Origin of the sequence: Enterobacter sp. J49 (assembly GCF_002148625.1) — a bacterium.
In the GTDB taxonomy this organism is placed as follows: domain Bacteria; phylum Pseudomonadota; class Gammaproteobacteria; order Enterobacterales; family Enterobacteriaceae; genus Enterobacter; species Enterobacter ludwigii.
This window is the reverse complement of the sequence record NZ_MWPY01000033.1, coordinates 360978-373407: the sequence shown is the minus strand read 5'-3', so window position 1 is coordinate 373407 and position 12430 is coordinate 360978. Positions and strand designations below refer to the sequence as shown.

General features: G+C 55.9%; 9 protein-coding genes. 6 read left to right on the top strand and 3 right to left on the bottom strand.

Going from position 1 to position 12430, the window contains the following annotated elements; translation table 11 throughout:
* Positions 1 to 68: 68 nt before the first annotated feature.
* Entirely contained in the window at positions 69 to 998 is a 930-nt protein-coding gene (gene tus, locus BJP35_RS14665; RefSeq protein WP_047744562.1) for a DNA replication terminus site-binding protein, read from the top strand.
* Here tus and fumC read toward each other — a convergent pair whose 3' ends face one another.
* Together fumC and fumA are read right to left on the bottom strand one after the other, a co-directional pair.
* The gene (fumC, locus tag BJP35_RS14660; protein ID WP_047744561.1) at positions 999 to 2393 is read right to left on the bottom strand and encodes a class II fumarate hydratase; all 1395 of its coding nucleotides are present in this window, start codon (positions 2391 to 2393) and stop codon (positions 999 to 1001) included. It abuts the gene before it with no gap.
* A gap of 137 nt (positions 2394 to 2530) precedes the next feature.
* A complete protein-coding gene (gene fumA, locus BJP35_RS14655; RefSeq protein WP_086463353.1) occupies positions 2531 to 4177 on the bottom strand; it encodes a class I fumarate hydratase FumA in 1647 nt (548 codons plus the stop codon).
* A gap of 197 nt (positions 4178 to 4374) precedes the next feature.
* Here fumA and manA point away from each other — a divergent pair, with 197 nt between their 5' ends.
* A complete protein-coding gene (gene manA / locus BJP35_RS14650) occupies positions 4375 to 5550 on the top strand; it encodes a mannose-6-phosphate isomerase (RefSeq protein ID WP_049022014.1) in 1176 nt (391 codons plus the stop codon).
* Between the two features lie 99 nt (positions 5551 to 5649).
* Positions 5650 to 7227 (top strand): YdgA family protein, encoded by a 1578-nt coding sequence (locus BJP35_RS14645; RefSeq protein ID WP_086463352.1) that lies wholly within the window; start codon positions 5650 to 5652, stop codon positions 7225 to 7227.
* Between the two features lie 69 nt (positions 7228 to 7296).
* Here the strand turns inward: BJP35_RS14645 and BJP35_RS14640 are convergent, their stop codons facing one another.
* The gene (locus BJP35_RS14640; RefSeq protein WP_014169810.1) at positions 7297 to 8325 is read right to left on the bottom strand and encodes a Mal regulon transcriptional regulator MalI; all 1029 of its coding nucleotides are present in this window, start codon (positions 8323 to 8325) and stop codon (positions 7297 to 7299) included.
* 177 nt (positions 8326 to 8502) lie between these two features.
* On the opposite strand from BJP35_RS14640, the gene malX reads away from it, so the two are divergent.
* From malX to add, 3 genes are all read left to right on the top strand, one after another.
* On the top strand, positions 8503 to 10095 hold the full coding sequence (gene malX, locus BJP35_RS14635; RefSeq protein ID WP_086463351.1) for a maltose/glucose-specific PTS transporter subunit IIBC: 1593 nt from the start codon (positions 8503 to 8505) through the stop codon (positions 10093 to 10095).
* Positions 10096 to 10143: 48 nt separating this feature from the next.
* The gene (locus tag BJP35_RS14630) at positions 10144 to 11316 is read left to right on the top strand and encodes a MalY/PatB family protein (RefSeq protein WP_063156060.1); all 1173 of its coding nucleotides are present in this window, start codon (positions 10144 to 10146) and stop codon (positions 11314 to 11316) included.
* Positions 11317 to 11412: 96 nt separating this feature from the next.
* Entirely contained in the window at positions 11413 to 12414 is a 1002-nt protein-coding gene (add, locus tag BJP35_RS14625; RefSeq protein ID WP_014169807.1) for an adenosine deaminase, read from the top strand.
* Positions 12415 to 12430: the final 16 nt, after the last annotated feature.

Here is a 12430-nt window from a genome sequence, read left to right as displayed (position 1 = left end):
TCGCACGCTGGCCTGACCCGGCGTGCTGTGCTATATGATAAGTATGTTGTAACTAATGAAGAGTTATCATGGCGACGTACGATCTCATCGAAAGGCTGAACAGCACGTTCCGCGACATTGAACACGAGTTACTGACCCTGACCGAACGTTTGCAGACCTGCCGTCTGTTAGCCGCGCGGGTCTTTACCCTGCCGGATGTGGTGAAAGGCGCTGAACACGACCCGCTGGAAACCATAGAGGTACAGCAGCATATCGGCAAAGCGGCGCTGGAACTGACGCTGCGGCACTACCGTCGCCTGTTTATCCAGCAGCAGTCAGAAAACCGCAGCAGTAAGGCGGCCGTTCGTCTGCCGGGCGTAATCTGCCTGCAAACTGATGCAACAACGCGAGAAGCGCTGGAAAACCAGATTGCGCATATCAACACGCTTAAGGCGACGTTTGAAAAGATCATCACTGAAGAGTCGGGTCTGGCCCCTGCCGCCCGTTTTGAATGGGTACACCGACAGCTACCGGGATTAATCACCCTGAATGCCTACCGTACGCTGACGGTACTGCGTCATCCCGCCACGCTTCGCTTCGGCTGGGCCAACAAGCACATCATTAAAAACTTCACCCGGGATGACATTCTGGCGCAGCTGGAAAAGAGTCTGAAGGCACCGCGGACTGTCGCACCGTGGTCACGCGAGCAGTGGATTGAACGGCTTGAGCAGGAGTACCACAGCATCGCCTCACTGCCGGCGAATACTCGGCTTAAGATTAAGCGTCCGGTGAAGGTGCAGCCTATCGCGCGCGTCTGGTATTCCGGCCAGCAAAAGCAGGTACAGTATGCCTGCCCGACGCCGCTGATCGCACTGTATGATGCCGATCAGGGGGCCATTGTGCCGGATATTGGCGAACTGCTGAATTACGATGCTGAAAATGTCCAGCATCGTTACAGACCTCAGGCGCAACCGCTGCAGCTGATTATTCCGCGGCTGCACCTGTATGTGGCGCAGTGATTATTTCAGGCTGCCGACCATCGATTCCGGGCGTACCCATGCATCAAACTCAGCCTCCGTCAGGTAACCCAATGCCAGAGCGGAGGCTTTCAGCGTCAGCCCCTCTTTATGCGCTTTTTTCGCAATCTCGGCGGCTTTGTCGTAGCCGATATGGGTATTCAGCGCGGTCACCAGCATCAACGACTCATTGAGCAACTGGCTGATGCGCTCGCGGTTTGGCTCAAGGCCTGACGCACAGTGCTCGTTGAAACTCTCCATACCGTCCGCCAGCAGGCGTATGGACTGAAGCACGTTATGAATCACCATCGGCCGATAGACGTTCAGCTCAAAGTTACCGGATGCGCCGCCCATGTTAACGGCAACGTCGTTACCCATTACCTGGCAGCAGAGCATAGTCATGGCTTCACACTGGGTTGGGTTTACTTTGCCCGGCATGATAGAGCTACCCGGCTCGTTTTCCGGAATGCTAATTTCACCGATACCGCAACGGGGACCCGAGGCCAGCCAGCGCACATCATTGGCGATTTTCATCAACGATGCTGCCAGCCCCTTGAGGGCTCCGTGGGTATGAACCAGCGCATCACAGGTGGCCAGCGCTTCAAACTTATTCGGCGCCGTGATAAACGGCTGCCCGGTGATGGCCGCCAGCTCGTAGGCAACGCGCACCGCATATTCCGGATGGGTATTTAACCCCGTACCGACCGCCGTTCCGCCCAGCGCCAGCTCTGCAAGATGCGGCAGGCTGTACTCGATGTGCTTGAGGTTATGTTCTAACATTGCCACCCAGCCGGAAATCTCCTGGCCGAGCGTCAGCGGCGTGGCATCCTGCAGGTGAGTACGTCCTATTTTGACGATATCGCTGAAAGCCTGCGCCTTCTCGCCAAGGGTGGTTTTAAGCACGTTGAGCTGCGGGATCAGCTGTTCACGAAGCGCAATCACCGCCGCCACGTGCATCGCCGTCGGGAAGACGTCGTTCGAACTTTGGCTTTTGTTTACGTCATCGTTCGGGTGAACCTTACGCTCCATACCGCGCACGCCGCCCAGCAGTTCGCTTGCCCGGTTCGCCAGCACTTCGTTCATATTCATGTTGCTCTGGGTGCCAGAACCGGTCTGCCAGATGGCGAGGGGGAATTCATCGGGATGCTTGCCGGCCAGCACTTCATCGGCAGCAGTGATAATCGCGGTGGCCTTATCTGCCGCCAGCAGGCCTAAATCCTGATTCACTTTGGCGGCCGCACGTTTAGTGAGCGCCAGCGCCTGAATCAGCGAGACGGGCATTTTCTCGGTCGAAATACGGAAATGTTCCAGCGAACGCTGGGTTTGCGCGCCCCATAGCTTGTCAGCCGGGACATCGATCGCGCCCATTGAGTCTTTCTCACGGCGTACCGTAGTCATTACTTTCTCCTTGATAACACTGTCGGGATTGCTCACATGCTTCAGAGATAAGTATTGATTGCTTTACAGAAAAGATATGGCGCTTTGTGCGCTCTTTGATGTGCCGGGTGACGTGAACGCCACCCGGCTATAGTAGATTACTTCACACACGCCGAACATTGAGAGGACTGGATCTGCCTGAAGAAGTCGTTGCCTTTGTCATCCACAAGGATAAACGCCGGGAAATCTTCCACTTCAATTTTCCAGATAGCTTCCATACCCAGTTCCGGATATTCAATGCACTCAAGGCTCTTGATGCTGCCCTGCGCGAGTACGGCAGCCGGACCGCCGATGCTGCCCAAGTAGAAGCCACCGTGTTTATGGCAGGCATCCGTCACCTGCTGGCTACGGTTTCCTTTTGCCAGCATGATCATGCTGCCGCCGTTGGCCTGCAGCTGGTCAACATACGAGTCCATACGGCCTGCGGTGGTCGGGCCTAACGAGCCAGAGGCGTAGCCTTCTGGCGTTTTGGCCGGGCCTGCGTAGTAAATCGGGTGATCTTTGATGTACTGCGGCAGCCCTTCACCATTGTCCAGACGCTCTTTCAGTTTCGCGTGAGCGATGTCACGACCAACGATGATGGTTCCGTTAAGAGAGAGACGGGTCGACACCGGATACTGAGACAGCTGCGCCAGAATCTCTTTCATCGGACGGTTCAGGTCAACGTGAACGGCTTCACCCTCGCCCGCTTTGCGCAACGCTTCAGGAATGTACTTCCCTGGGTTATTCTCCAGTTTTTCGATCCAGACGCCTTCGCGGTTGATCTTCGCCTTGATGTTACGATCCGCAGAACAGGAGACCCCCATCCCAACCGGGCAGGAGGCACCGTGGCGCGGCAGACGGATCACACGCACATCATGGGCAAAATATTTGCCGCCGAACTGCGCACCCAGGCCAAGGTTACGCGCTTCTTCCAGCAGTTCCTGTTCGAGCTGAACATCGCGGAACGCCTGGCCGTGCTCGTTCCCTTCGGTAGGCAGGCCGTCGTAGTATTTGGTCGACGCCAGCTTCACCGTTTTCAGGGTGCTCTCTGCTGACGTACCGCCAATCACAAAGGCAATATGGTACGGCGGGCAGGCAGCGGTGCCGAGCGTGCGCATTTTCTCAACCAGGTAATTCTTCAGCTTGCCCGGTGTGAGCAGCGCTTTGGTTTCCTGGTAGAGATAGGTTTTGTTCGCTGAACCACCACCTTTGGCGATGCAGAGGAATTTGTATTCATCACCGTCCACGCTATACAGGTCAATCTGCGCAGGCAGGTTTGTGCCCGTGTTGACCTCTTTGTACATATCCAGCGCCGCGTTTTGCGAGTAGCGCAGGTTGTCTTCGGTGTAGGTGTTGTACACGCCGTGCGCCAGCGCCGCTTCGTCGCCGCCGCCGGTCCAGACGCGCTGGCCTTTTTTACCCACAATGATGGCCGTGCCGGTGTCCTGGCAGGTAGGTAAAATACCTTTCGCCGCGATATCCGAGTTACGCAGGAACTGCAGGGCGACGTATTTGTCGTTTTCGCTGGCCTGCGGGTCGCTCAGGATATCGGCAACCTGCTGCTGGTGCGCAGGGCGGAGCATAAACGAGGCGTCGTGGAAAGCCTGCTGCGCCAGTAACGTCAGCGCCTGCGGATCGACCTTGAGGATCTCCTGCCCTTCGAATTCAGCGACGGAGACGTGATCGCGGGTTAACAGGTAATATTCGGTTTGATCCTTACTGAGGGGGAAAGGATCCTGATAATGAAAGGGTTTGTTCGACATTGTTCTCTCACTTACTGCTTCAGTCTGATTATTTGGGCAGATGTTCCGCTGCCCGCTTAAAAGCGAGTCAGCTTATCCTACACAATTTTTTAACAAAAACTGAGACTAGTACGACTTTTTACATCCACAGGTTACTTCCATGTGGTTTATTGCTTTAATACCCGGAGTTAATTCCACCATTGAATCAGGGCTTGATAATGCAAAAACTCATTAACTCAGTGCAAAACTACGCCTGGGGAAGTAAAACTGCGTTAACGGATCTCTACGGTATCGCGAACCCAAACAACCTGCCAATGGCAGAACTGTGGATGGGTGCGCACCCGAAGAGCAGCTCAAAAATTGAAGACGCAAGCGGCCAGGTTCGCTCTCTGCGCGACGTGATTGATGCCGACAAAGCCACCCTGCTGGGTGACAAGGTTGCCAGCCGTTTTGGTGAGCTGCCGTTCCTGTTTAAAGTGCTGTGCGCCGACCAGCCGCTCTCGATCCAGGTGCACCCGAATAAAAAAGCCTCTGAGATGGGCTTTGCGAAAGAGAACGCGGCCGGTATTCCGTTAGATGCCGCCGAGCGTAACTACAAAGATCCTAACCACAAGCCGGAACTGGTCTTTGCGCTGACCCCCTTCCTGGCGATGAACGCGTTTCGCGAGTTCTCAGAAATCATCTCCCTGCTGCAGCCGGTGGCGGGTGCTAACAACGCTATCGCTCACTTCCTGGAAAACCCGAATGCAGCAGGCCTGAGCCAGCTTTTCGCCAGCCTGCTGAACATGCAGGGAGAAGAGAAATCTCACGCCCTGGCGGTGCTGAAAGCAGCGCTGGACAGCCAGCACGGTGAGCCGTGGGATACCATCCGCCTGATTTCTGAATTCTACCCGGACGACAGCGGCCTGTTCTCCCCTCTGCTGCTGAACGTGGTGAAGCTGAACCCGGGCGAGGCGATGTTCCTGTTTGCTGAAACCCCGCACGCCTACCTGCAGGGCGTGGCGCTGGAGGTGATGGCCAACTCAGACAACGTACTGCGTGCAGGCCTGACGCCGAAATACATTGATATCCCTGAGCTGGTTGCCAACGTGAAGTTTGAGGCGAAGCCTGCGGATCACCTGCTGACTCAGCCTGTTAAACAGGGTGCGGAGCTGGACTTCCCGATCCCGGTGGATGATTTTGCCTTCTCACTGCATGACCTGAGTCCGGCAGAAACCGCCATCGCGCAGGAGAGCGCAGCAATCCTGTTCTGCGTTGAGGGTGAAGCAACGCTGCATAAAGGTGGCGAACGTCTGGTGCTCAAGCCAGGCGAATCGGCATTTGTAGCGGCAAACGAGTCGCCGGTGAGCGTGAGCGGTACCGGTCGTCTGGCGCGTGTTTTTAATAAGCTATAAGCACTTACTGAATTTTTTAACAACTCTTGCTAAGCTAGTTGAAGACTTTACATCACCGGGCGGTTTCTACCGCCTGGTTTCATTTTAGGGATAGTCGCAATGAAAAAATCGGTCGTAGCGGTAGGAGTGATTGTAGCGTTAGGCGTGGTCTGGACAGGTGCCTCCTGGTTTACCGGGAAACAGCTGGAAAGCCGTCTGGCTGAGATGGTGGCACAGGCTAACGGAGAGCTTAAGCGTGGCGCGCCGGAAGCAGGCGTGGAGCTTGCCTACCAGAATTATCAGCGTGGTATCTTTACCAGCCATATGCAGGTGGTTGTCAAGCCTGTTGCCGGTAATGAAAATGGCTGGCTGAAACCGGGCCAAAGCGTGGTGCTGGATGAAGTGGTCAGCCACGGTCCGTTCCCGCTGGCACAGTTAACGTCTTTTAACCTGATCCCGTCGATGGCGTCTGTTCACACTGTACTGGTGGATAACGACTTAACCAAACCTCTGTTTGATCTGGCAAAGAACGAGTCACCTTTCGAGGTTAACACCCGCATCAGCTACGCCGGTGACACACGTTCCAGTATCGATCTGAAAGCACTGAACTACGAGAAAGATAACGAGAAAGTGACCTTTAGCGGGGGGAATTTCAAGGTTGATGCTGACCGCGATGGAAATGTCTTCTCCCTGACCGGTGAAGCAGAGAGCGGCCTGATCAATGCCGTCAATGAATACGGTCAAAAGGTTCAGCTGACGTTCAATAACCTGAAAGCCGACGGCGACAGCAAGATGACCGATTTTAAAGAGCGTATCGGTAATCAGAAACTCTCTTTTGACAAGATTGCTATCGCGGTTGAAGGGAAAGAGATGGCCGTGCTGGAAGGCATGGAGGTGGACGGCAAATCCGACGTGTCTAAAGACGGTAAGAGCATCAATACCCAACTGGATTACGCCCTGAAGAGCCTGAAAGTGCAGAACCAGGATCTCGGGACCGGCAAACTGTCGCTGAAGATTGGCAATATCGACGGTCAGGCGTGGCATGAATTTAGCCAGAAATACAGCAAAGAGAGCCAGGCACTGCTGAGCAATGCCGCGCTGCAGCAGAATCCGGAAGTTTACCAGCAGCAGGCCATGGCGGTGCTGATGAACAACCTGCCAATCCTGCTGAAAGGCGAGCCGGTTATCACCGTGGCCCCGCTGAGCTGGAAAAACAGCAAAGGCGAAACCAACTTTAATCTGTCCCTGTTCCTGAAAGACCCGGCAACCGCAACGGGTGAACCTCAGACCCTGGCGCAGGAAGTGGATCGCAGCGTGAAGTCACTCGACAGCAAGCTGACCATCCCTGTGGATATGGCGACCGAGTTTATGACCCAGATTGCGAAGCTTGAAGGGTATGGTGATGAAGATGCCGGCAAGCTGGCGAGCCAGCAGGTGAAAGGCCTGGCGGCAATGGGCCAGATGTTCCGCATCACGAAGATGGAAGACAACACCATTTCCACCAGCCTGCAGTATGCCAACGGTCAGGTCACGCTGAACGGCGATAAAATGCCGCTGGAAGATTTTGTCGGGATGTTTGGTATGCCTGCCCTGGGGATGCCGGAACCGGCTGAACCTGCAGCGCCGGCCGTGCCTGAAGCACCCGCTGCACCCGCTGCACCCGCTGCACCCGCTGCACCCGCTGCACCACAGCAGTAATCATCAAAACCCCTCTCTGAGGGGTTTTTTATTACCGGTTGCAGGTACTCAGACTGGTGCCACGAAATACTATTTCACCGTCACTAACCGTGCCGACACAATCTGGTGCCCGGCCTGCACGTCTGCTTTTTCGATGCGCTGCATAATCCTGTCCGCCAGCGTGTAACCCATCTCCCGGGCAGGTGTGGTGGCCCAGACAATGGGCAGATCGTCCAGCGCGTTTTCACCAACGTCGGCAAATGCCCCTAACGCCACCTGGTGGCCGAAGAAGGTTTCAACTCCACCCTCGCCGCTCTGACGCCCGGCGCGGATCAGGCCAAACCAGGCCCCCATCGCAATCACCTCGTTATAGCAAATCACGGCGCTTATCGTCGGGCTACTCCGTAATAACGCGTTTATCGCTTCCGCGGCTTTCTTCTGGCTGGATTCGCATTCCACCACCCATTCGCTGTGGAACGGGAGACCGTATTTAATCAGCGTCGCGCAGTAACCGCCTACCCGCTCGGCTCGCGTCAGGGACGAGCTTTTTCCGCCAAGCCAGGCAATGCGCTGATGCCCCCGATGAATAAGATGCTCCGTCAACATTTGTGCGGCCTGCATGTTGTCCGGTCGCAGGGTATCGGCTTCGTCCAGATAACTGGCGCGCGAGGCAAACACCAGCGGCACGCCTTTTTCGGCGGCGCGCTCGCACAAGTCATTACTCACACCCGACGCGCCGGCGACGATCACCCCGTCGACGCCCTGCGTAAGCAGCATATCCAGACGGGAAAGGAGCTGATCGGCCTCGCGACCGCCGTGAAGCAAAAAGACCATCCGTCCCTGCGCTTCAAGCGCTTCGGTCAGGCCCGCGGTCAGTTCGGCATAAAAGGGAGAGGTCAGGTCACGCACAATCAAACCGATCACACCGCTTTGGCCGCCGCGCAGCGCTGATGCCTGGCGGTTACGTACAAAGCCCAGTTGCTCAACCGCCTCGTTAACCCGTTGCCCGGTCGCGGGAGAAATGCGTCCTTTCCCACTGAGCACCAGTGAAACGGTGCTGACGGAAACCCCCGCCGCCAGCGCGACATCGTTGATGGTGATTTTTTTCGCTACAGCCATGTGTCGGCGTGACTCCCTGAAATGAGATCGGTAAAACGTTTTATCAATATGCAATCTTTATACTACCAGTCAAAGCCTGAGAATGTGATTCAGAGCGCACTAAACTTTGATAAAACGTTTTATCTTCTCGCAGCATTGAAGCAGATAAACTGATTTTAACAATAAAGGAGTCGTTTTATGACGGCGAAAGCAGCACAAAAAATATCGCTGTGGGAATTTTTCCAGCAACTGGGTAAAACCTTTATGCTGCCCGTGGCACTCCTCTCGTTCTGCGGGATCATGCTCGGGATCGGCAGTTCGTTGAGCAGTAAGGACGTCATCACGCTGATCCCGTTCCTCGGGACACCTGTGCTGCAGGCGATCTTTATCTGGATGAGTAAAGTTGGCTCCTTCGCCTTTAGCTTCCTGCCGGTGATGTTCTGTATTGCTATCCCGCTGGGTCTGGCACGCGAGAACAAAGGCGTGGCCGCCTTTGCCGGGTTTGTCGGTTATGCGGTAATGAACCTTGCGGTGAACTTCTGGCTGACGGCAAAAGGCATTCTGCCCACCACCGATGCCGCCGTGCTTAAAGCGAACAACATTCAGAGCGTTATCGGGATTCAGTCCATTGATACCGGGATCCTCGGTGCGGTGATCGCCGGGGTGATTATCTGGATGCTGCATGAGCGCTTCTACAATATCCGCCTGCCTGATGCGCTGGCGTTCTTCGGGGGCACCCGCTTTGTACCCATTGTAACCCTTGTGGTCATGGGTCTGTTTGGCCTTATTATTCCGCTGATCTGGCCAGTCTTTGCGCTGGGGATTAACGGGATTGGCCGCATCATCAACGGTGCGGGCGATTTTGGTCCGATGATCTTCGGAACCGGCGAACGTCTGCTGCTGCCGTTTGGTCTGCAACATATTCTGGTGGCGCTGATCCGCTTTACCGAAGCGGGCGGCACAATGGAGGTGTGCGGACACGATGTGAGCGGTGCGCTGACCATCTTCCAGGCACAGCTGAGCTGCCCGACCACGCACGGCTTCTCTGAAAGTGCGACCCGCTTCCTGTCACAGGGTAAAATGCCGGCCTTCCTCGGCGGCTTGCCGGGTGCGGCGCTGGCCATGTATCACTGTGCTCGTCCGGAAAACCGCCATAAAATTAAAGGGCTGCTGATTTCCGGGGTCATCGCCTGTGTCGTGGGCGGTACAACGGAGCCAATCGAATTCCTGTTCCTGTTTGTCGCGCCAGTGCTGTATCTCATCCACGCGGTACTGACCGGTCTGGGCTTCACCGTGATGGCGGTGCTGGGCGTCACCATCGGGAATACCGACGGCAACGTCATCGACTTTGTGGTGTTCGGGATCCTGCACGGGTTGTCGACCAAGTGGTACCTGGTACCGGTGGTCGCCGCTATCTGGTTCGCGGTGTACTACGGCATTTTCCGCTTCGCCATCACCCGCTTTAACCTCAAAACGCCTGGACGGGATACCGATACCGCCAGCAGCGTTGAGCAGGCTGTTGCAGGTACCGTGGGTAAGTCCGGCTATAACACCCCTGCGATTCTGGCGGCGCTGGGCGGTGCGGATAACATTACCTCTCTGGATAACTGCATCACCCGACTGCGCCTGTCGGTGGCGGATATGTCGAAAGTGGACACCAACGCCCTGAAAGCCAACCGGGCCATCGGCGTGGTACAGTTAAATCAACATAATTTGCAGGTGGTTATCGGCCCGCAGGTTCAGTCAGTGAAAGATGAGCTGGCAACCCTGATGCGTACAGTGGAAGCCTGATGCCTCACCCCCTCGCGCTGAGGGGGTTTTTCTTTAAGGACTTGAGTCATGTTCGATTTTTCAACCGTCGTGGATCGACACGGCACCTGGTGCACGCAGTGGGACTATATCGCCGACCGCTTTGGCGCGGCCGATCTGCTGCCCTTCACCATCTCCGATATGGATTTCGCGACCGCGCCCTGCATCACCGAAGCGCTGCATCAGCGTATTCATCACGGGGTGTTTGGCTACAGCCGCTGGAAAAATGAAGAGTTTCTCGCCGCTGTGGCGCACTGGTTCCGGCAGCGCTTTAACAGCCACATTGATACCGAATCGCTCGTGTACGGGCCTTCCGTTATTTATATGGTGTCCGAACTGATTCGCCTCTGGTCAACTCCCGGTGACGGCGTGGTGGTCCATACCCCCGCTTACGATGCGTTTTATAAGGCTATCGAGGGGAATGCCCGCCAGGTGGTCGGCGTGGCGATGGAAAAACATGCCACGGGCTGGCAGGGAAATAGGGCCGCACTTGAGGCGGCGCTGGCAAAACCGGAAAACAAAATTTTGCTGCTGTGCAGCCCGCAAAATCCCACGGGTAAAGTCTGGACCCGTGAAGAGCTGAGTCACATGGCAGAACTGTGCGCCCGTTATGACGTGGCGGTGATCAGCGATGAAATTCATATGGACATGGTGTGGGGAGGCCGTCGCCATACGCCGTGGAATGAAGTGGCACGCGGCAAATGGGCACTTCTGAGCTCTGGTTCAAAAAGTTTTAACATACCGGCGCTCACCGGTGCCTGGGGGCTGATTGGCGATGAAGAGAGCCGTAACGGTTACCTCAGCGCATTAAAAGGTCGTGACGGGCTCTCTTCCCCTTCCGTGCTGGCGCTGACGGCCCACATTGCTGCCTATCAGCAGGGAGAGCCATGGCTGGATGCGTTGCGGGCGTATCTGGAAGAAAATCTGTTGTACATTGCACGCGAATTACACCGCGCGTTTCCGACGCTCAACTGGCAGCCACCCGAAGCCACGTATCTGGCCTGGATCGATTTACGCCCACTCAACCTTGACGATAAAATGCTACAAAAAGTCCTGATTGAGCAGCAAAAGGTCGCCATCATGCCGGGATACACCTACGGCGAAGGGGGTAACGGTTTTGTCCGTCTGAACGCGGGATGCCCGCGTAGCAAGCTTGAGCAAGGGGTTCAGCGGCTGATCGCTGGCATAACGACGCTCCTGTAATCAGATTGCGCAACGGAATATTCCCTTGCGCAAATAGCTTTTTACCTCGTTTTGTTTTTATAATATGACGCACTTTAACCAGAAAAGAGTGCGACCATGATTGATACACGCCTGCCACTAACTGATATTCACCGCCATCTTGACGGTAACATTCGTGCCCAAACCATCCTCGATCTTGGCCGCCAGTACAATCTCACGCTCCCTGCACAAACGATTGAGACCCTAATCCCCCACGTTCAGGTCACCTCAAATGAACCGGATCTGGTCAGTTTCCTGAGCAAACTCGACTGGGGCGTGAAGATGCTGGCCTCGCTGGATGCCTGCCGCCGTGTTGCTTTCGAAAATATTGAAGATGCCGCCCGTAATGGCCTGCACTACGTTGAACTGCGCTTTTCGCCAGGCTATATGGCGATGACCCACAACCTGCCCGTTGCAGGCGTGGTTGAAGCGGTAATTGACGGCGTGCGCGAAGGGTGTAAAACCTTCGACGTTCAGGCTCGCCTGATTGGCATTATGAGCCGTACCTTCGGTGAAGCGGCCTGCCTGCAGGAGCTGGAAGGGTTACTGGCACATCGTGATGCGATCGCTGCCGTTGACCTGGCGGGGGATGAACTCGGCTTCCCGGGCAGTTTGTTCCTTTCTCATTTCAACCGCGCGCGTGACGCCGGCTGGCACATTACCGTGCATGCCGGTGAAGCGGCAGGCCCTGAAAGCATCTGGCAGGCCATCCGTGAGCTGGGTGCAGAGCGTATCGGTCATGGTGTCAAAGCCGTTGAAGATCGCGCCCTGATGGATTTCCTTGCCGAGCAGCGTATTGGTATTGAATCGTGTCTGACGTCCAATATTCAGACCAGCACAGTGGCATCACTGGCGCATCACCCGCTGAAAACCTTCCTGGAGCACGGTGTTCTGGCCTCACTGAACACGGACGATCCGGCAGTACAGGGCGTGGATATTATTCATGAGTACACCGTCGCCGCACCGCAGGCTGGCCTGAGTCAGGATCAGATCCGCCAGGCGCAGATTAACGGCCTGGACATCGCCTTCCTGACGCCAGCAGAGAAACAGGCGCTGCGGGATAAGGTCGCCCGCGGCTAAGCCCGTTGCCGGGTGG